At 61.2% G+C, this 20,253-nt stretch carries 18 protein-coding genes and 2 tRNA genes; 16 read left to right on the top strand and 4 right to left on the bottom strand.

Going from position 1 to position 20,253, the window contains the following annotated elements:
• Positions 1-88: 88 nt before the first annotated feature.
• From J3P90_RS19935 to pdeM, 9 genes are all read left to right on the top strand, one after another.
• Positions 89-1,120, top strand: a complete 1,032-nt coding sequence (locus J3P90_RS19935) for a ligase-associated DNA damage response exonuclease (protein WP_434562624.1) — start codon at positions 89-91, stop codon at positions 1,118-1,120.
• A complete protein-coding gene (locus J3P90_RS19940; RefSeq protein WP_434675281.1) occupies positions 1,117-2,805 on the top strand; it encodes an ATP-dependent DNA ligase in 1,689 nt (562 codons plus the stop codon). The genes J3P90_RS19935 and J3P90_RS19940 overlap by 4 nt, the downstream gene beginning before the upstream one ends.
• A gap of 259 nt (positions 2,806-3,064) precedes the next feature.
• Positions 3,065-3,847, top strand: a complete 783-nt coding sequence (locus J3P90_RS19945; RefSeq protein WP_434609912.1) for a transporter substrate-binding domain-containing protein — start codon at positions 3,065-3,067, stop codon at positions 3,845-3,847.
• A 58-nt stretch (positions 3,848-3,905) separates the two neighbouring features.
• Positions 3,906-4,634, top strand: a complete 729-nt coding sequence (locus J3P90_RS19950) for an ABC transporter permease (RefSeq protein ID WP_420764307.1) — start codon at positions 3,906-3,908, stop codon at positions 4,632-4,634.
• Complete coding sequence (locus tag J3P90_RS19955) at positions 4,631-5,341, top strand: ABC transporter permease (RefSeq protein WP_434562618.1); 711 nt, start codon at positions 4,631-4,633, stop codon at positions 5,339-5,341. Before J3P90_RS19950 ends, J3P90_RS19955 begins: the two co-directional genes overlap by 4 nt.
• Positions 5,342-5,368: 27 nt before the next feature.
• The gene (locus J3P90_RS19960; protein WP_434675282.1) at positions 5,369-6,487 is read left to right on the top strand and encodes a succinylglutamate desuccinylase/aspartoacylase family protein; all 1,119 of its coding nucleotides are present in this window, start codon (positions 5,369-5,371) and stop codon (positions 6,485-6,487) included.
• Positions 6,488-6,500: 13 nt separating this feature from the next.
• Positions 6,501-7,265, top strand: coding sequence for an ABC transporter ATP-binding protein (locus J3P90_RS19965; protein WP_434675283.1), 765 nt, complete (start codon positions 6,501-6,503; stop codon positions 7,263-7,265).
• Positions 7,266-7,512: 247 nt separating this feature from the next.
• Positions 7,513-9,999, top strand: coding sequence for a ligase-associated DNA damage response DEXH box helicase (locus tag J3P90_RS19970; RefSeq protein WP_434675284.1), 2,487 nt, complete (start codon positions 7,513-7,515; stop codon positions 9,997-9,999).
• Positions 9,999-10,655, top strand: coding sequence for a ligase-associated DNA damage response endonuclease PdeM (gene pdeM, locus J3P90_RS19975; RefSeq protein WP_434675285.1), 657 nt, complete (start codon positions 9,999-10,001; stop codon positions 10,653-10,655). Before J3P90_RS19970 ends, pdeM begins: the two co-directional genes overlap by 1 nt.
• A 34-nt stretch (positions 10,656-10,689) precedes the next feature.
• On the opposite strand, the gene J3P90_RS19980 is transcribed toward pdeM, so the two are convergent.
• Complete coding sequence (locus J3P90_RS19980) at positions 10,690-10,896, bottom strand: hypothetical protein (protein WP_420764301.1); 207 nt, start codon at positions 10,894-10,896, stop codon at positions 10,690-10,692.
• Between the two features lie 102 nt (positions 10,897-10,998).
• A complete protein-coding gene (dcd, locus tag J3P90_RS19985; RefSeq protein ID WP_017126297.1) occupies positions 10,999-11,565 on the bottom strand; it encodes a dCTP deaminase in 567 nt (188 codons plus the stop codon).
• 353 nt (positions 11,566-11,918) lie between these two features.
• Between dcd and J3P90_RS19990 the strand changes: the two genes are divergently transcribed.
• Positions 11,919-12,128 (top strand): cold-shock protein, encoded by a 210-nt coding sequence (locus J3P90_RS19990; RefSeq protein WP_002554837.1) that lies wholly within the window; start codon positions 11,919-11,921, stop codon positions 12,126-12,128.
• Positions 12,129-12,305: 177 nt separating this feature from the next.
• Here the strand turns inward: J3P90_RS19990 and J3P90_RS19995 are convergent, their stop codons facing one another.
• Positions 12,306-13,313 carry a DUF481 domain-containing protein gene (locus tag J3P90_RS19995; protein WP_420764300.1) on the bottom strand — a complete coding sequence of 336 codons (1,008 nt, stop codon included), beginning with the start codon at positions 13,311-13,313 and terminating at the stop codon, positions 12,306-12,308.
• Between the two features lie 155 nt (positions 13,314-13,468).
• On the opposite strand from J3P90_RS19995, the gene J3P90_RS20000 reads away from it, so the two are divergent.
• From J3P90_RS20000 to J3P90_RS20015, 4 genes are all read left to right on the top strand, one after another.
• Complete coding sequence (locus J3P90_RS20000; RefSeq protein ID WP_434562610.1) at positions 13,469-13,822, top strand: MGMT family protein; 354 nt, start codon at positions 13,469-13,471, stop codon at positions 13,820-13,822.
• 44 nt (positions 13,823-13,866) lie between these two features.
• Positions 13,867-15,450: an AmpG family muropeptide MFS transporter gene (locus J3P90_RS20005; RefSeq protein WP_434675286.1), complete on the top strand. Its 1,584-nt coding sequence runs from the start codon at positions 13,867-13,869 to the stop codon at positions 15,448-15,450.
• 144 nt (positions 15,451-15,594) lie between these two features.
• Positions 15,595-17,310 (top strand): proline--tRNA ligase, encoded by a 1,716-nt coding sequence (locus J3P90_RS20010; RefSeq protein WP_420764297.1) that lies wholly within the window; start codon positions 15,595-15,597, stop codon positions 17,308-17,310.
• A gap of 17 nt (positions 17,311-17,327) precedes the next feature.
• Positions 17,328-18,281 carry a hypothetical protein gene (locus tag J3P90_RS20015; RefSeq protein ID WP_434609900.1) on the top strand — a complete coding sequence of 318 codons (954 nt, stop codon included), beginning with the start codon at positions 17,328-17,330 and terminating at the stop codon, positions 18,279-18,281.
• A gap of 63 nt (positions 18,282-18,344) precedes the next feature.
• Here J3P90_RS20015 and dinB read toward each other — a convergent pair whose 3' ends face one another.
• Entirely contained in the window at positions 18,345-19,406 is a 1,062-nt protein-coding gene (gene dinB, locus J3P90_RS20020; RefSeq protein WP_420764295.1) for a DNA polymerase IV, read from the bottom strand.
• 282 nt (positions 19,407-19,688) lie between these two features.
• On the opposite strand from dinB, the gene J3P90_RS20025 reads away from it, so the two are divergent.
• Both J3P90_RS20025 and J3P90_RS20030 read left to right on the top strand, forming a co-directional pair.
• Positions 19,689-19,765, top strand: a tRNA-Met gene (locus J3P90_RS20025).
• Positions 19,766-19,985: 220 nt separating this feature from the next.
• Positions 19,986-20,062: transfer RNA gene (locus J3P90_RS20030), tRNA-Met, on the top strand.
• Positions 20,063-20,253 lie beyond the last annotated feature (191 nt).

The raw sequence follows: 20,253 nt of genomic DNA on the forward strand, positions 1-20,253 counted from the left end.
GATGGCGTCAGTCCGTCCTCTGAAAACCGATCGAACTTCTCCCCCCGCCCCCGCCTCTACCTGACAAGCCCATCGCCCCGGTGACCGCATGGATCTTGTCATTGCCCGCCCCGAAGGCCTGTACTGTCCGCCCGGAGATTTCTACATCGACCCCTGGCGCCCGGTAGAACGCTCAGTGATTACCCACGCCCACGGCGATCATGCACGCGGCGGCAACCAGCACTACCTCGCAGCGGCCCCCGGCGAAGGCATTCTCCGTTCCCGGCTGGGCCAGGACATCAATCTGCAAACCCTGCCCTATGGCGAACGCCTGCGGCATCACGGCGTAACGCTGAGCTTTCATCCCGCCGGGCATGTGCTGGGCTCGGCCCAGGTCAGGTTGGAATACGAAGGCGAAGTGTGGGTCGCCTCCGGCGATTACAAAGTCGAGCCCGACGGCACCTGCGCACCGTTCGAGCCGGTGAAATGTCACACGTTCATCACCGAATCCACCTTCGGCCTGCCGATCTATCGCTGGCAACCCCAGGCGCAAGTCTTTGATGAGATCAACCAGTGGTGGCGCGGGAACATTGCCGCCGGCCGGGCCAGCGTGTTGTTCTGCTATTCCTTCGGCAAGGCCCAGCGGATTCTCCACGGCATCGATGACAGCCTCGGGCCGATCCTCGCCCACGGCGCGGTGGAACCGTTGAACCGGGTGTACCGAGAAGCAGGTATTCACCTGCCGCCGACACTTTATGCGGGCGATTTCAAAAAGAACGACCCGATCATGAGCCAGGCGCTGATCATTGCTCCACCTTCCGCCGGCGGTAGCAGCTGGATGCGTCGTTTCGGCGACTACAGCGACGCCTTCGCCAGTGGCTGGATGCGCCTGCGCGGCACCCGTCGGCGCCGCGGCGTGGACCGCGGATTCGTGTTGTCCGACCACGCCGACTGGCCTGGCCTGCTCTGGGCCGTCGAGCAGACCGGCGCCGAGCGGGTCATGGTCACCCATGGTTCGGTCGCCGTGCTGGTGCGCCACCTTTGCGAACAAGGTCTCGACGCCCAGGGTTTCACCACCGAGTACGGCGACGATGAAGAAGACCTCGCCCAGGCACCCGTCAGCGGCGAGGAGGCACCATGAAAGCCTTCGCCGAGCTGTATGCCGAACTGGACGCCACCACCTCCAGCAACGCCAAGCTGGCCGCCATGCAGGATTATTTCGGCAAGGCATCGCCGGAAGATGCCGCCTGGGCTGTGTACTTCCTCTCCGGTGGCCGTCCACGGCAACTGGTGCCGGTGAAAATCCTGCGTGAGCTGGCGGTCCGGGTGTCCGGGTTGTCGCTCTGGCTGTTCGAGGAGAGTTATCAGGCCGTGGGCGACCTGGCCGAAACCATTTCTCTGGTCCTTCCCGAATCGACCCACAACAGCGACGAGGGCCTGGCGCTTTGGATCGAAGAGAAACTGTTGCCGCTGCGCGGTGAGTCGCCCGAGGTCCTGGCTCAACGGCTTCCGGCGCTGTGGGCGCAGCTCGACCGGTCGAGCCTGATGCTCTGCATCAAGCTGATCACCGGCAGTTTCCGCGTCGGTGTGTCCAAGCTATTGGTGACCCGTGCCCTGGCGACCATGGCCGGGCTGGACAGCAAACGGGTGGCCCAACGACTGGTGGGCTACACCGATCTGTCCCATCGTCCCACGGCGGCCAGCTACCTCAAGCTGATCGCCGCCGAGTCCGACGATGAACATGCCCAGCGCGGCGGCCAGCCATATCCGTTCTTCCTGGCACACGCCCTGTCGCAACCGGCGGAGCAATTCGACACCCTGCTGGGGCCAGCCAGTGACTGGCAGGTTGAGTGGAAATGGGACGGGATCCGCGCCCAGGTGATCAAGCGCGACGGCCACTTGTGGATCTGGTCCCGAGGCGAGGACCTGGTCACGGAACGATTCCCGGAACTGCACCCACTGGCCCAGGCGTTGCCCGACGGCACGGTAATCGACGGCGAGATCGTCGTCTGGAAAGCGCCGCAGTCAGTCACCGACGACGCTTTCGACCCGCAGGCGCCACTGCAACCTGCGGTGCAACCCTTCGCCTTGTTGCAACAACGCATTGGTCGCAAGACCCTGGGCAAGAAGATCCTCGAAGACGCCCCCGTGGTGGTGATGGCCTATGACCTGCTGGAATGGCAAGGCGAGGACTGGCGCAGCCGGCCCCAGGCCGAGCGTCGCGAACAGTTGGAAACCCTCGTCGCCCGCTGCCACAGCCCCGCGCTGTTGCCGTCGCCCGTCGTGACCGGCCGGGACTGGCTCGACCTCGCCCGCCAGCGCGAAGCCTCACGCAGCCTCGGCGTCGAAGGCATGATGCTCAAGGCCCGCAATGCGCTGTACGGCGTCGGGCGGACCAAGGACATGGGCGTTTGGTGGAAATGGAAAATCGACCCGTTCAGCGTCGATGCCGTGTTGATCTACGCCCAACGCGGCCATGGCCGACGCGCCAGCCTGTACAGCGACTACACCTTCGCGGTGTGGGACAACCCGCCGGGCAGTCGCGAACGCACGCTGGTGCCGTTCGCCAAGGCTTATTCAGGCCTGACCGATGCACAAATGCGCCAGGTCGACAGCATCGTGCGCAAGACCACCGTGGAAAAGTTCGGCCCGGTGAGCAGCGTCACCCCCACCTTGGTGTTCGAGTTGGGTTTTGAAGGCATCGCCCTGTCCAAGCGCCACAAGAGTGGGATCGCGGTGCGGTTTCCGCGAATGTTGCGCTGGCGCCAGGATAAGAGCGTCGATGAGGCCGACACACTGGCAACCCTTCAGGACTTGCTGAAATAACACCCCTCGCCACAAAAAACCGTTCGTCTTTTGCCATAGCGTTTTTCCAAACAGCGCACGCTCCATCCCGGTGCGCTTTTTGATGTACGCTCATCCCCGCGCACCATCGCGTTCCGTCACCTGCCGCGAGTGCTTTTAAAACACTTGTTCGGCACTATGGTTCGGAAATTGCTACCTTTATGCCGTCATACCGTTCAGACCTTCACCGGTAACAATCCAACGCGCCACAAGCGCTCAAATTGGTTTTAGGGACTCAATAATGAAAAAAGCACTGCTGACCCTTTCTGCACTGGCATTGTGCGTGGCTGCTGGCGCTGCCACGGCCAAGGAATACAAGGAACTGCGTTTTGGTGTCGACCCGTCCTACGCCCCGTTCGAATCCAAGGCCGCCGACGGCAATCTGGTCGGTTTCGACATCGACCTGGGCAATGCGATCTGCGCAGAACTGAAGGTCAAATGCAAATGGGTCGAAAGCGATTTCGACGGCATGATCCCAGGCCTCAAGGCCAATAAATTCGACGGCGTGATCTCGTCCATGACCGTGACCCCGGCCCGCGAAAAAGTCATCGACTTCTCCAACGAACTGTTCTCCGGCCCAACGGCTTATGTATTCAAGAAAGGTTCGGGCCTGAGCGAAGACGTTGCCTCGCTCAAAGGCAAGACCGTTGGCTACGAGCAAGGCACCATCCAGGAAACCTACGCCAAGACCGTGCTGGACAAGGCTGGCGTCAAGACCCAGGCCTACCAGAACCAGGACCAGGTCTATTCCGACCTGACCTCCGGCCGCCTCGATGCCGCGATCCAGGACATGCTCCAGGCTGAGCTGGGCTTCCTGAAGTCGCCAAAAGGCGAAGGCTATGAAGTCAGCAAGCCAGTGGACAGCGAACTGCTGCCCTCCAAGACCGCTATCGGTATCAAGAAAGGTAACAAAGAGCTGAAGGCGCTTTTGGATAAAGGTATCAAAGCGTTACACGACGACGGCAAGTACGCCGAAATCCAGAAAAAACACTTTGGCGATCTGAATCTGTACAGCGGCAAATAATGCGCAGTGCCCACCCGGTTTCGGGTGGGCACTTTTTTTCTGCCCAAGGCAATCTTCCATGTTCGAACAACTCCTACAAAATCTGGGGCTCTCGGCCTTCAGCCTGCAGGGCTTTGGCCCGCTCCTGATGCAAGGCACCTGGATGACGATCAAGCTCTCTGCCCTGTCCCTATTGTTAAGCGTTCTGCTCGGCCTGCTGGGCGCCAGCGCCAAGCTGTCCAGCGTCAAGCTGCTGCGTGTTCCAGCCCAGCTCTACACCACGCTGATTCGCGGTGTACCCGACCTGGTGCTGATGCTGCTCATCTTCTACAGCCTGCAAACCTGGCTGACGTCTTTTACCGATTTCATGGAATGGGAATACATCGAGATCAACCCATTCGGCGCCGGGGTCATCACCCTGGGCTTCATTTATGGCGCGTACTTCACCGAAACCTTTCGCGGCGCGATCCTCGCGGTGCCTCGCGGGCAGGTCGAAGCGGCCACGGCCTATGGCCTCAAGCGTGGCCAGCGTTTCCGCTACGTGGTGTTCCCGCAAATGATGCGCTTCGCCCTGCCGGGCATTGGCAACAACTGGATGGTGATGCTCAAGGCCACCGCGCTGGTGTCGATCATCGGCCTGGCTGACCTGGTCAAGGCGGCCCAGGACGCCGGCAAGAGCACCTACCAGCTGTTCTACTTTCTGGTGCTCGCGGCGCTGATCTATCTGATGATCACCAGCGCGTCCAATATCATCCTGCGCTGGCTTGAACGGCGCTACGCCGCCGGAGCCCGGGAGGCGGTGCGATGATCGAACTCCTGCAGGAATACTGGCGACCGTTTCTCTACAGCGACGGCGTCAACATCACGGGCCTGGCGATGACTCTGTGGCTGCTCAGCGCTTCGTTGCTGATCGGCTTCGTGGTATCGATCCCGCTGTCCATCGCCCGGGTTTCACCCAGGTTCTACGTCCGCTGGCCGGTGCAGTTCTACACCTACCTGTTCCGTGGCACGCCGCTCTACATTCAGCTGCTGATCTGCTACACCGGCATCTACAGCCTCGAGGCGGTGCGCGCCCAACCCATGCTCGACAGTTTCTTTCGCGACGCGATGAACTGCACGATCCTGGCATTCGCCTTGAACACCTGCGCCTACACCACGGAGATTTTCGCCGGGGCCATTCGCAGCATGAACCACGGCGAGGTCGAGGCGGCCAAGGCTTACGGCCTGACCGGCTGGAAACTCTACGCCTACGTGATCATGCCGTCGGCCCTGCGTCGTTCGCTGCCGTATTACAGCAACGAAGTGATTCTGATGCTGCACTCGACGACCGTGGCGTTCACCGCTACCGTTCCAGACGTGCTGAAGGTCGCGCGGGATGCAAACTCGGCCACGTTCCTGACGTTCCAGTCGTTCGGGATCGCCGCCTTGATCTACCTGACCATAACGTTTGCACTGGTGGGCCTCTTCCGCCTCGCCGAACGCCGCTGGCTGGCCTTCCTCGGGCCAACCCACTAAGGCTTCCGTTCCAGGACATACACGCACATGCGCCACCAGATACATGACCTGCTGGCCCCGCTGCCGGGGACCGCACGCAAGATCCACAGCTTTCACTTCGGCCCGGAAAAGGCCGATGGCAAAATCTACATCCAGTCGTCCCTGCACGCCGATGAGCTGCCCGGCATGCTCGTGGCCTGGCACCTCAAGCAGCGCCTGGCCGAGTTGGAGGCCTCCGGCCATTTGCGACACGAGATCGTGCTGGTGCCGATCGCCAACCCCATCGGCCTTGAACAAGTGCTGATGGACGTGCCGCTGGGTCGCTATGAGTTGGAGAGCGGGCAGAATTTCAACCGCCGGTTCGTCGACCTGAGCGAAGAGATCGGCAACGAAATCGAAGGCTTGCTGACCGACGACCCGCAGCACAACCTGATGCTGATCCGTACCAGCCTGCGCGATGCCCTGAGCCGCCAGAGCGCCAGCACGCAATTGCAATCCCAGCGCCTGGTCCTGCAGCGGCTGGCCTGCGACGCCGACATGGTGCTCGACCTGCATTGCGATTTCGAAGCCGTGGCCCACCTCTACACCACCCCCGAAGCCTGGCCGCAGGTCGAGCCGCTGGCGCGCTACATCGGCGCCGAGGCCAGCCTGTTGGCCACCGACTCGGGCGGCCAGTCGTTCGATGAGTGTTTCACGCTGCTGTGGTGGCAACTCAAGGAACGTTTTGGCGAACGATTCGAGATTCCCCTGGGAAGCTTTTCGGTCACCGTCGAACTGCGCGGCCAGGGTGACGTCAACCACGGCCTGGCGAGCCTCGACTGCCAGGCATTGATCGAGTACCTGATCCACTACGGCGCCATCGACGGCGAACCGGTGCCGTTGCCCGACCTGCCCTACCCGGCCACGCCGCTGGCGGCCGTCGAACCGGTGGCGACGCCGGTTGGCGGGCTGCTGGTGTACAACGCCCTGCCCGGCGAGTACATGGAGGCGGGGCAACTGATCGCCGAAATCATCGACCCGGTCAACGACACCGTCACGCCCGTTCATTGCCGCAACGCCGGGCTGCTTTATGCCCGCTCGCTGCGCCGCATGGCCACCGCCGGCATGGTCATCGCCCATGTCGCCGGAACCGAAGCCTACCGCAGCGGCTACTTACTTTCGCCTTGAGGATGCCTGTTCCATGTACAAACTGACCATCGAAGGCCTGCACAAGAGCTATGGCCAGCACGAGGTGCTCAAAGGGGTTTCACTCAAGGCCAGGACCGGCGACGTGATCAGCCTGATCGGCGCCAGCGGCTCGGGCAAAAGCACCTTCTTGCGCTGCATCAACTTCCTCGAACAACCCAACGACGGCGCCATGACCCTGGACGGCCAGTCGATCCAGTTGATCAAGGATCATCACGGCATGCGCGTGGCCGATGCCGACGAGCTGCAACGCATCCGTACGCGCCTGGCCATGGTGTTCCAGCACTTCAACCTATGGAGCCACATGACCGTGCTGGAAAACATCACCATGGCGCCACGCCGGGTGCTGGGCGTCAGCAAGCAGGAAGCCGACGAGCGCGCCCGTCGTTATCTCGACAAGGTCGGCCTGCCGGCCCGCGTCGCCGAGCAATACCCGGCGTTCCTGTCCGGCGGGCAGCAACAGCGCGTGGCGATTGCCCGCGCCTTGGCGATGGAGCCGGAAGTCATGCTGTTCGACGAACCGACTTCCGCCCTCGACCCGGAGCTGGTGGGAGAAGTGTTGAAGGTGATCCAAGGCCTGGCGGAAGAAGGCCGCACCATGATCATGGTGACTCACGAAATGAGCTTCGCCCGCAAGGTTTCCAACCAGGTGCTGTTCCTGCACCAGGGCCTGGTGGAAGAAGAAGGCGCGCCGCAAGACGTGCTGGGCAACCCCAGGAGCGAGCGACTCAAGCAGTTCCTCAGCGGCAATCTGAAATAACTCCCCTCCGTGGCGAGGGAGCTTGCTCCCGCTGGCGTTCAATCAACGAGTCTTAAACACAGCAATACCTGCGGGAGCGAGCTTGCTCGCGAAGGCGATAGACCAGTCGCCATCGATGCTGCCTGAGCTGGCCCTATCGCGAGCAAGCTCGCTCCCACAAAGGTCCGTGCCCGACCAGTCGATCAAATAAACCTTCATCTCCTGCCGTGGTCACTGAAGAAGGACCTTCAGGGCGCACACGGCACGCATGGCGACATCCAGCAACTTCGCAAAAAAGTGGTTCGACGCCCGGGGCTGGAAGCCGTTCGCTTTCCAAAAAAATGTGTGGGCCGCGGTCAAGCGCGGCGAGTCGGGGCTGCTGCACGCCAGCACCGGCGCCGGCAAGACCTACGCCGTGTGGTTTGCCGCTCTCAACCGTTTCGCCCGCGCCGTGCCGCCGCCGGACAAACCCCGAAAACGCAAACCTGCGGCCGAGCCGTTGACAGTCTTGTGGATAACGCCGATGCGCGCGCTGGCCGCTGATACTGGCAAGGCACTTCAAGCGCCCCTCGACCCGTTGCAGATCCCCTGGACCGTCGGCCTGCGCACCGGTGACACCAGCGCGAACGAACGCGCCCGCCAAGGCCGACGCCTGCCCACGGCGCTGATCACCACCCCGGAAAGCCTGACCCTGATGCTGGCCCGCGCCGACGCGCAAACCGCCGTTTCGACCTTGCGCATGGTCGTGGTGGATGAATGGCACGAATTGCTCGGCAACAAGCGTGGCGTGCAGCTGCAACTGGCCCTGGCCCGCCTGCGGCGCTGGCATCCGGGGCTGATTGTGTGGGGAGTCTCCGCGACCCTGGGTAACCAGGCCCACGCCGAACAGGTGCTTATCCCACAAGGCAATGGTGCCAGCGTGCAGGGCGCCAACGCCAAGGCCCTACAGGTCGATACGCTGTTGCCGCCGACCCTTGAACGTTTCCCCTGGGCCGGGCACATCGGCTTGAAAATGCTGCCCCAGGTCGTCGCCGAAATCGACGCCAGCAGCAGCTGCCTGGTCTTTACCAACACCCGTGCGCAGTCGGAAATCTGGTACCAGGCGATCCTCGAGACACGTCCGGACTGGGCCGGGCTGATCGCGCTGCATCACAGCTCGTTGTCCCGCGAGACCAGGGATTGGGTGGAACAAGCCCTCAAGGATGGCCAGCTCAAAGCGGTGGTGTGCACCTCAAGCCTGGACCTTGGGGTGGATTTTCTGCCGGTAGAACGGGTGTTGCAGATCGGCTCGGCCAAGGGTGTGGCGCGGCTGATGCAGCGCGCCGGACGCTCCGGCCACGCGCCGGGACGGACCTCGCGAATCACACTCGTGCCGACCCATAGCCTGGAACTGATCGAGTCCGCCGCCGCGCAGGACGCCGTGGCGCAGCGGCGCATCGAGCCCCGGGAATCGCCGCACAAACCCCTGGACGTGCTGGTCCAGCATTTGGTCAGCATGGCCCTGGGCGGCGGTTTCAGGCCCGACGAACTGTTCGACGAGGTGCGTGGCGCCTGGGCTTACCGCGATTTGAACCCTGCCGAATGGGCATGGGCCCTGGCGTTCGTGCGCCACGGTGGACTCTCGTTGACGGCCTACCCTGACTATCGACGGGTCGAGCCGGACGAGCACGGCGTATGGCGCGTGCCTGACGCACGCCTGGCCCGGCGCCACCGCATGAGCATCGGCACCATCGTCAGCGACGCCAGCCTGCAGCTGAAGTTCTGGAGCAAGGGCGGGGGCGGCAAAACCTTGGGCAGCGTGGAAGAAGGTTTTATCGCGCGGCTGCGTCCCGGCGACGGGTTTCTCTTCGCCGGGCGGTTATTGGAACTGGTCCGGGTCGAAGACATGACGGCCTACGTGCGGCGCAGCCAGGCGAAAAAAGCTGCCGTGCCACGCTGGAACGGCGGCCGCATGCCACTTTCCAGCGAACTTGCCGCCGCGGTCGTAGCACGCCTGAGCGAGGCCGCCGCAGGCCATTTCGACGGCCCGGAGATGCGCGCCGTGCAACCATTGCTATCGACGCAACTGCGCTGGTCCGGCCTCCCCACGCAGGGCACGTTGCTGGCCGAAGCGCTCAAGTCCCGGGAGGGCTGGCACCTGTTCCTCTATCCGTTCGCCGGGCGCCAGGTTCACCTCGGGCTTGCCAGCCTGCTGGCCTGGCGCGTCAGCCAGCGACAATCGGTGACATTTTCCATCGCGGTCAACGACTACGGACTGGAACTGCTCAGCGCCACCGAAGTGGACTGGTCAGCGCACCTGAACCCGGGGCTCTTGCGCACCGATAATCTGCTGGTGGACGTGCTCGCCAGCCTGAATGCCGGAGAACTGGCGCTGCGGCGCTTTCGCGAGATCGCCCGAATCGCCGGGCTGGTATTCGCCGGCTATCCCGGCGCGCCGAAGAGCACACGGCAAGTCCAGGCCTCCAGCGGACTGTTTTTTCAAGTGTTCAAGCAATACGACGCCGATAACCTGCTGCTGGCCCAGGCCGGCGAGGAGGTCCTGCGCGAAGAATTGGATATACGCCGATTGGAGCAGACCTTGGAACGCCTCGATACGTTGAAGCTGGACCTGCACATCATTAAACGCCCCACCCCGCTGGGCTTCCCGTTATTGGTGGAACGGTTCCGCGAAAGCATGAGCTCGGAAAAACTTGCCGATCGCATCCGCCGGATGGTCAGCGAACTGGAACGAACCGCCGATAAAGGTACCGTCTGATGCCCGCGCCCTACCCCATCAACCTCGCCGGTGAAGAACTCTGGCTGCTGCCGCACAAAGCCCTGTACTGGCCGGCCCAGGAAACCCTGATGGTGGCCGACGCACATTTCGGCAAGGCCGCTGCCTATCGCAGCCTCGGCCAACCGGTGCCCCACGGCACGACGGCGAGCAATATCGCCGTGCTGGATCAACTGCTGGCAAGCGTGCCGTGTCGATTGCTGATTTTCCTTGGGGATTTCCTTCACGGGCCTGGTTCCCATGCCCCCGGCACACTGAACGCTCTCGCCGGTTGGCGTGAACGGCATCAAGGACTTCCCATCACGCTCATACGTGGCAATCACGACAAGAGCGCTGGCGATCCACCGCCCTCAATGAATATCCGCGTCGTACCCGAGCCACTGCTGCTGGGCCCGTTCGCCGTGCAACACGAACCCACGCCGCACCCAAGCCGACATGTGCTGGCCGGGCATGTGCACCCGGTCTATCACTTGACAGGCAAAGGCCGGCAACGGCTTCGGCTTCCGTGTTTCCGCCTCGGTAGTGATGTCAGCCTGCTGCCGGCCTTCGGTGCGTTCACCGGAGGCTATCGGGTCGAGCAGGACAACGACTGCAAGATCTTCGTGATTGGCGACAACGAAATATGGCCCGTCAGCTGAAGCGCATTCGCTTCAACTGACGGGCCATATGTGATCAGGCTACGGGCGCAGGAGGCGGCTCGTCGGGAAGTGTCGGTTCGCCGGGTTCGGTTGGCTGCTCGTTGGGGGTATCGGGATCTGGCTGACCGGGGATGCCGCCTGCCGCTTCAGCAGGATGGGCCAGCAGTGACCAAGCCAGGACGCCGATCTGATTGGGCTCAAGACTTGCCAGTTCGGCACTGATTCGCGGATCGATCTTCATAGAGCTACTCCTGAGCGAAGGCCCATTGGGCTGACGCAAAAAAACGGGCAGTACACTTCATAGAGTGCCTGCCCGCCCAGGAATTCCAACAGCTCGTCAGAATCAGGTGCGCGGCAGTGTCACGCCGCGCTGGCCCTGGTATTTGCCACCCCGGTCCTTATAGGACACTTCGCACTCTTCATCGGATTCGAGGAACAGCATCTGCGCCACGCCTTCGTTGGCGTATATCTTGGCCGGGAGGGTCGTGGTGTTGGAAAACTCCAGGGTCACATGGCCTTCCCATTCCGGTTCCAGGGGCGTGACGTTGACGATGATGCCGCAACGGGCATAGGTGCTTTTACCCAGGCAAATGGTCAGCACGTTGCGCGGAATACGGAAATACTCGACGGTGCGGGCCAGGGCGAAGGAGTTCGGCGGAATGATGCAGACATCGCTCTTGATGTCGACGAAGCTCTTCTCGTCGAAGTTCTTCGGGTCGACTGTGGCCGAGTTGATGTTGGTGAACACCTTGAATTCATCGGCGCAGCGCACATCGTAGCCGTAGCTGGAAACACCGAAGGAAATCAGCCGGTCGGCGCCTTCGCCACGCATCTGGCGCTCTACGAAGGGCTCGATCATGCCGTGCTCTTGCGCCATGCGGCGAATCCACTTGTCCGATTTGATGCTCATGGCGGGTTTCCTGAAATAGCGAGGTGGAAAAAACTGTCCGGCATCTTACCGGGGCGCGGGGCGGGTTCAAAGTGCGGGACGCAATTCTCGCCGATCCACCTTGATTTCCGGGCCCTGGCGGCAACCGTCAGCGCCGTCAGTCATTAAAACCGAGAAACCTTCGCAAAGACCATTGGCACGTTCCGGAAAAAGGGTTAAGGTGGCGTCACTGTGCTGCTTGTGTCACTGAGAATCTCTACACGATATGTTGAATTTCGATCCAACCATCTACAAGAATTTTTCCTGCTCTTTGCACTCAGTCTCGGCCAGGGTTCTTCCTGAGTCGCAGTTATCTTTGTTCAAGGAGTTACACCATGTCTAATCGCCAAACCGGTACCGTTAAGTGGTTCAACGATGAAAAAGGCTTCGGCTTCATCACTCCACAATCCGGTGACGATCTGTTCGTTCACTTCAAAGCTATCCAATCCGACGGCTTCAAAAGCCTGAAAGAAGGCCAACAGGTTTCTTTCATCGCTACCCGCGGTCAGAAAGGCATGCAAGCTGAAGAAGTTCAAGTTATCTAACTTGTACTTGCTTTAGTAAGAAGCCCCGCCCTTAAAAGCGGGGCTTTTTTGTGCCTGTTGATTTTTCAGGCACAAAAAAACTGTGGGAGCGAGCTTGCTCGCGATAGCGGTCTGTCTGATCCACCGCTATCGCGAGCAAGCTCGCTCCCACAGGAGGGTTCGTTGATTAGCCTGGGATTACCAGGTCACACCGAACCCAGCCGTGTAGCGCGTCTTACTGATGTCGCTGTCTTCCGTCCCTTCGATGACATCTTTCTCGGCCTTGAGATTGAGTGACGCCCAGTCGGTCACTTTATAGCGCAACCCCAACTCTGCGTCGTAGGCATAATCCGCCACGCCAGACAGCGGCTTGCCGACTTCGCCATTGGTGAAAAACTCAACCCGCTTGCCGATCAGGTAACGGTTGTAGTCCCATTTCATGGCGACGGAATAGAAGTTGTCCTTGCCGCCATCGCTGTACTCGTAATCGGTGCGGTTGAGCAGCGAACCCAGGGAGAACGCACCCAGTTCGTCGTCCCAGAACTGGTAGCCCGGACCGGTACCCACGACACGCTGGCGGGCCAGGTCCTCGACTTTGTCGCGCTTGTAGTTGAGCCGACCTTGCCAGAACCATTTATCGGTGATGAACCGGTCGAGGGAGTACTCCAGTCGCCAGTTATCAGCCGAGACTATGTCGTCCTGGAATTCGCGGTTGTATTCGCCTTCGGCGGTGTGCCGCCACCTGCCGTGGCGCGCCGAGGTCTTGAAGTCGATGTCGTAGTCGTCGGTGTCGTTTTCCGCCCGCTGGTAATCCAGTGCGGCGTCGATATTGCCCTTCCACACCAAATCCTCGACCACCGGCTTGGGCTTGAGAATCTGCTGGATGCTCGCCAGCTCGACGGTTTTGGGCACATCACCATTGGCCAAGGTCACCTTGCCATCCTCGGCCGCCTGCAACGCCTTGGCTTTCTCGCCACTGTAAGCGTCCTGCTTGACCAACAACTGCTGGTCGCTTTCAAGGGTCTTGACCTGTTTCCAATCGATAGGGACCGCGCCGGCATAATCGGTCTGGATCAGCAACTTGCCGCCGTCGAAAACGGTGATCTTGCCGCTGAGCTTGTCGCCATTCTTCAACCAGACGGTATCGGCAAGCAAAGGCATGGAGGCGCTCGTAACAGCTAGGCAAAGCAGGGTTCTGGACAACATAAGCGATAATGGGCTCAAGTTTGCGATGAAAAGGCGGCATTATCCCCCAGGATGACACCTCAGCAACGACTGACCCACGTATGGAAGATGAGTTCATTTATCAACCCGCCCTGTAGGAATTAATCTACAGACGGACACTTTCAGGAACCGCGCTTGTGACTGACGCCACTTCGGCCACCGAGAACGCCGCCCAGATCCGCCGCACCACGCTTTACCTCACCCTGGCACAGGTGCCTGCCGGCAAAGTCGTAACCTACGGCCAACTCGCCGAAATGGCCGGGCTGGGCCGCGCCGCGCGCTGGGTCGGACGAACCCTCAGCCAATTGCCCGGCGACACGAAGCTGCCGTGGCATCGCGTGCTCGGTGCCGGCGGTCGGATCAGCCTGCCGGTGGGAAGCCCCTCAGGGGACGAACAACGCGCGCGCTTGCGCACGGAGGGGATCAGTGTCCTGAATAATCGTGTTGATATTCAGCGCCATGGCTGGCGCCCGGTAGAGCACAGCGGTTAGAGTGCGCGCTTTGTTTTCGCAATTTTTGAGGCAGACTCCAGCCCATGCCCCGTAAAACCTGGCGCGCCGCCCTCGCCGCCTATGCCAGTCCTTCGACGCTCGTGCTGTTGCTGCTTGGCTTCGCCGCCGGCTTGCCGTACATGCTGGTGTTTTCCACGCTCTCGGTCTGGTTGCGCGAAGCCGGCGTGGCTCGCGAGACCATCGGTTACGCCAGCCTGATCGGCCTCGCCTACGCCTTCAAATGGGTCTGGTCGCCATTGCTGGACCAATGGCGCCTGCCACTGCTGGGCAAGCTGGGACGCCGCCGATCCTGGCTGGTGCTATCCCAAGGGCTGGTCATCCTGGGCCTGGTGGGCATGGGTTTCTGCGATCCGCAAAAGCACCTGTCCTGGCTGATCGCAATCGCGGTGATAGTGGCCTTCGCCTCCGCGACCCAAGACATCGCCGTCGATGCCTATCGACTGGAAATCGTGGACGACACCCGCCAGGCCGCATTGGCCGCCAGCTACATGTCCGGCTACCGGGTCGCCGCCCTGCTGGCCACGGCCGGCGCGCTGTTTTTCGCCGAGGGCTTCGGCTCCACCGGGTTCAGCTACAAACATTCGGCCTGGGCGGGCACGTACCTGTTGTTCGGCGTGCTGATGGTGCCCGCCTTGCTGACCTCACTGTTCATGCGCGAGCCTCCGGTGCCACTGCGCACACAGTTGCAGGCCGGGCGCTATACCTTCGTCCATCAGCTCGCATCGGTGTTCGTCCTGATCGTGCTCCTGGTGTCGGTTCCGGCCATGTTCACCCAACTCTATAACACCGACTTCGCCAGCGTGCTGTTCGAGGGCGTCAGCCTGCTCGACCTGCTGCTCAAGGACCGGGCGTTCCTGCGCGCCATCCTCTATATCCTCCTGACTGTCATGTGCTTGTCGTCGATGGGCCGTCGCGGCCTGGCGCCGGTGCTCACCCCCGTCAACGACTTCATCCTGCGCTACCGCTGGCAGGCGCTGCTGCTGCTCGGCCTGATCGCCACATACCGGATGTCCGACACGGTCATGGGCGTCATGGCCAACGTGTTCTACATCGACCAAGGATTTACCAAGGACCAGATCGCCAGCGTCAGCAAGATATTCGGGCTGATCATGACGCTGGTGGGCGCAGGCATGGGCGGCCTGCTCATCGTGCGATTCGGCATCTTGCCGATCCTGTTCATTGGCGGCGTGTCCTCGGCGGCCACCAATATCCTGTTCTTGATGCTCACGGGGATGGGCGCCGACCTGGAGATGCTGATTGTCACCATCTCCCTGGACAATTTCAGCTCCGGCCTGGCGACCTCGGCATTCGTCGCGTACCTGTCCAGCCTGACCAACCTGAAATTTTCCGCAACCCAGTACGCCCTGCTCAGCTCGATCATGCTCTTGCTGCCGCGCCTGATCGGTGGGTATTCCGGGGTCATGGTGGAAAAGTTCGGCTATCACGATTTCTTCCTGATCACCGCCCTGCTCGGCGTTCCAACCTTGCTGCTGATCGCGCTCCACTGGTATCAGGAAAATCGCCGCCAGGACTCGACGCACGGAACGGAGTCAGAGTCAGAGCCGGAGTCGAAATCGACGCCGACCCGGCCCGCCCAAGAGTCGTAGGCCCAAGAATCGTAGGAAAGCTCAGCAGGCGCCGAAGAAAGCGGCGCCTGGATCCGGCAACAGGCCACGCGCCTGTACGCCAGGGCATCTCGCCCGTACAATGCTGCGTCACTTCTCGTCATCAGCAACCGACAACGGCCAACCATGCGCACCAGTCAATTTTTGCTCGCCACACAGAAAGAAACGCCTTCCGACGCCGTCGTGATCAGCCACCAGCTGATGCTGCGTGCCGGCATGATCCGCAAACTCGCCTCCGGCCTGTACACCTGGCTGCCGATGGGCCTGCGGGTCATGCGCAAGGTCGAAGCCATCGTCCGTGAAGAAATGGACGCCGCCGGCTCTCTGGAAGTGTTGATGCCGAGCACCCAACCGGCCGAGCTGTGGCAGGAGTCGGGACGCTGGGAGGAGTACGGCCCCGAGCTGCTGCGCATCAAGGACCGTCACGGTCGCGACTTCTGCGCAGGCCCGACCCACGAAGAAGTGATCACCGACCTGATGCGCAACGAGTTGAGCAGCTACAAGCAGCTGCCCATCAACCTGTATCAGATCCAGACCAAGTTCCGTGACGAGATCCGTCCGCGCTTCGGCCTGATGCGCGGTCGCGAGTTCATCATGAAGGACGCCTACTCGTTCCACGCCGACCTGGCGTCGCTGCAGGTTACTTACGACCGCATGCACCAGGCGTACTGCAACGTGTTCACCCGCCTGGGCCTGAAATACCGCCCGGTTGAAGCCGACAACGGCTCCATTGGCGGTGCCGGCTCCCACGAATTCCACGTACTGGCCGAGTCCGGCGAAGACGACATCGTCTTCAGCAACGGCTCCGACTACGCCGCGAACATCGAGAAAGCCGAAGCCGTGCCACGGGAAACGTCCCGCGCCGCGCCGACCGAAGAATTGCGCCTGGTGGATACACCCAACACCAAGACCATCGCCCAGTTGGTGGAAGGCTACAACCTGCCGATCGAACGCACCATCAAGACCCTGATCGTGCGCGCGGAAGAAGAAGGCAAGCTGATCGCCCTGATCGTCCGCGGCGATCACGAGCTCAATGAAATCAAGGCGGCCAACCAGCCTGGCGTCGCAAGCCCATTGGTCATGGCCACCGACGCCGAGCTGCGCGACGCCATCGGCGCCGGCGCCGGCTCCCTCGGCCCGCTGAACCTGCCGCTGCCGATCATCATCGATCGCTCGGTGGAGCTGATGAGCGATTTCGCCATCGGCGCCAACATCGACGACAAGCATTATTTCGGCGTGAACTGGGAGCGCGACCTGCCGGTTCCAGCCGTCGCGGACCTGCGCAACGTGGTGGCCGGCGATCCAAGCCCGGACGGCAAGGGCACTCTGGAAATCAAACGCGGTATCGAAGTCGGACACATCTTCCAGCTGGGTGACAAGTACAGCAAGGCGATGAAATGCGAGGTGCTGGGCGACAACGGCAAGCCGGTCACCCTGCAGATGGGCTGCTACGGCATCGGTGTATCCCGCGTGGTGGCCGCTGCCATCGAGCAGAACAACGACGAGAACGGGATCATCTGGAGCGACACACTGGCGCCCTTCCAGGTCGCGCTGGTGCCGCTGCGCTATGAAACCGAACAGGTTCGCGAAGCGACCGACAAGCTCTACGCCGAATTGACGGCCGCTGGCTTCGAGGTGCTGCTGGACGACCGCGACAAGAAAACCAGCCCCGGTATCAAGTTCGCCGACATGGAACTGATCGGTATCCCGCACCGGATCGTAGTCAGTGATCGCGGCCTGGCCGAAGGCAACCTGGAATACAAGAGCCGCACCGAGGCCGAGCCGCAAGCGCTACCGGTCGCCGAAGTGCTGTCCTTCCTCCAGGCTCGTATCCGCCGCTGAGACCAGATAGAGACGTCATGTTCAAGCGAAACACCTTAGGCCTCGGGGGCGCCGCACTGTGCGGCGCCCTGCTGGTCAGCGGCTGCGCCAACCAGATGTCGCAACGCAACGAGCACGAAGAGCGGATCGAGCGCAAGCTGCTCGACCATAGTCTGCAGATCGATGTGGGCGAGCCCAAGGTGCTCGACTTACCGCAGCGTCGGGTTCGGATCAACGAGCAAAAGACTTTCGAGGTCACTGAATTCGAAGTCACCCGGCACTACGATCGCTACACGCCCTACCAGCCTTGGCGCGAGGTCTATGAGATCCCGCTGGGCGCGGTGGCGGTGGTGGCCGGTGTCGGCGCGAACGTGGTCAATGTGTTCGCCCTGGGCACCTTGCCTGACACCGCGACCCGTGACTGGATCAGCTACGGTTTCGCCGGCCTGAACCCATTCATGAACGTCCCGTCCAACGGTCGAGCGCAACAAAACCTGGCCGGTATCGACGAAATCCAGCGCGACAAGCGCACCGAGCACTCGAGCCTGCCCTGGAGCGAACGCTCGGTACAGGTGAAGGCCGCCCGCCAGACATTCGAGATGAGCACCGACCGCAACGGGGTGCTGCGCTTGAACCTGCTGGAAAGCCCGTTCGCCGAACATGACCTGAGCCAGTTCGGCAAATTGCAAATCAGCGTGACGGATGCCCAGGACGAGGTGCATACCGACTCGTCGCTGAGCATCAGCAGCACCCTGCGCAGCAAATTGGTCGAAGCCCACGCATTGATCTACGACGACCTGGAAGATGACGAAGTGAGCCAGTGGGTTCACCGGGTCAAACGCCTGTCGGAACTGGGCCTTGAAGAAGAAGCCAGTGAGCTGGAGCAAAGCCTGATCGAACTGACCCGCAACGATCCGGAACTGCAGACCGAGTTCCTGAAGGCGTTGACCAAGGATGGCGGACGGTTGGTGGCGGACCCAGGGGCGAGTTGAACCTGGCTGAACGAGGGATGTTTCCCCTGTGGTGAGGGGATTATCCCTCACCACAACGAGCGCTTACCGATCAAACAGCTCCAACTGTTCATACCCTCCCCGCAAATCCTCCAACCGTACCCCGATCCCCAACAACCGCACCGGCTTGCCGCCACGGTTGAAGGCCTGGGTCAACAAAAGCTGGTAACTGCCCAGATCCCGCCCGGCCCCGGACTGCTCCAGGGTGGTCTGGGTGAAATCATGGAATTTGACTTTGACGAATGGCTTGCCCGGGCGGTAACTGCTGTCGATCCGCGCCATGCGCCCGCTGAGGGTTTCCATCAGCTCCGGCAACTTATCCAGGCAGCTTTTCAGATCGGGCAGATCAACGTCGTAGGTGTTTTCCACGCTGATGGACTGACGACGGCTGTCGTTGTGCACCAGACGCTCATCGATCCCACGGGCAAGGCTCCAGAGGCGCTCGCCAAAACTGCCGAATTCACGCACCAGGGCGAGCTTGTCCCACTGACGCAACTGTGAACAATCGGTGATCCCGAGCCTGTTCAACTTGTCGGCGGTGACCTTGCCAACACCGTGGAGTTTATTCACCGGTAATGCCGAGACGAAATCTTCCACTTGGTCGGGGGTGATGACAAACAAGCCATTGGGCTTCTTCCAATCACTGGCGATCTTGGCGAGAAACTTGTTCGGCGCAACGCCAGCGGACACGGTGATGTGCAGCTGATTGGAGACACGCCGGCGAATGTCTTGGGCAATACGCGTGGCGCTGCCGCCAAAATGCGCGCTGGCGGAGACATCCAGGTAAGCCTCGTCGAGGGACAGCGGCTCGATCAGATCGGTGTAATCGCTGAAGATCGTGTGGATTTCCTTCGACGCCTCTCGGTAGGCGTCCATCCTCGGCTTGACGATGGTCAGGTCAGGGCAGAGCTTCAGCGCATGGCCGGAAGACATGGCAGAGCGCACGCCATAGGCTCGGGCCTCATAGTTGCAGGTCGCGATTACGCCGCGCCGGTCCGCCGAGCCGCCGACCGCCAATGGCTTGCCGGCCAGCTGCGGATCATCACGCATCTCGATAGCGGCATAGAAGCAGTCGCAGTCGACGTGGATGATTTTGCGTTGCGTCATGAGAGAAGCGGCACACGGATTGATTCGGGGCGCCAGTATCTCATTCGAACCTGTATATAGCACCAGTGCTTTGAAAGATCCTTCGTTGAACCTTGAAAATTCCTACATGGATGTATTTCCTCAATCACCCAGAGCCCGCCAATAGGGCGCCAGCCCTTGCCCGGCTTGCGTCACAGCGCGAAACCTAGCCCTGCCCCTGGGCTAACCGCTTGAAGCGGAACATGTTTTTCCTAAGCAAGGGTTGACAGCCCGTCGATCTTCTGTAGAATGCCGCCTCACAGACGCGGGATGGAGCAGCCTGGTAGCTCGTCGGGCTCATAACCCGAAGGTCGTCGGTTCAAATCCGGCTCCCGCAACCAAACATCAAGAAAGGCTACTCGAAAGAGTGGCCTTTTTTGTGCACGCCTGATTTATGCGCCTGCGCCCCATGGCGCTTCTATCAACCTAAGCCCTTGCTGATGGTTGTAGGACAATTTTCTTTTGTTTTCGTGTATTTAGGTGAACTCGTCGTTTATTTCACCCAGCCCCTTATTAACGGTTGACACTCTGGCGTTCGCCTGTAGAATGCCGCCACACAGACGCGGGATGGAGCAGTCTGGTAGCTCGTCGGGCTCATAACCCGAAGGTCGTCGGTTCAAATCCGGCTCCCGCAACCAAACATCAAGAAAGGCTACTCGAAAGAGTGGCCTTTTTTGTGCGTGTCGAAAAAACTCCATGACAAATATTTTGTAATATTTTCCACCGCAGGGATTGGTAACTTGGCTGGATACCCCCATCCTGTCGCGCATAGCTCAAGAGGTGATTGATGCGCGCCCACTCGTCTGACCCACAAGACACTGTTTCTGCG

It is taken from the genome of Pseudomonas sp. D3-10, from assembly GCF_051132175.1.
In the GTDB taxonomy this organism is placed as follows: domain Bacteria; phylum Pseudomonadota; class Gammaproteobacteria; order Pseudomonadales; family Pseudomonadaceae; genus Aquipseudomonas.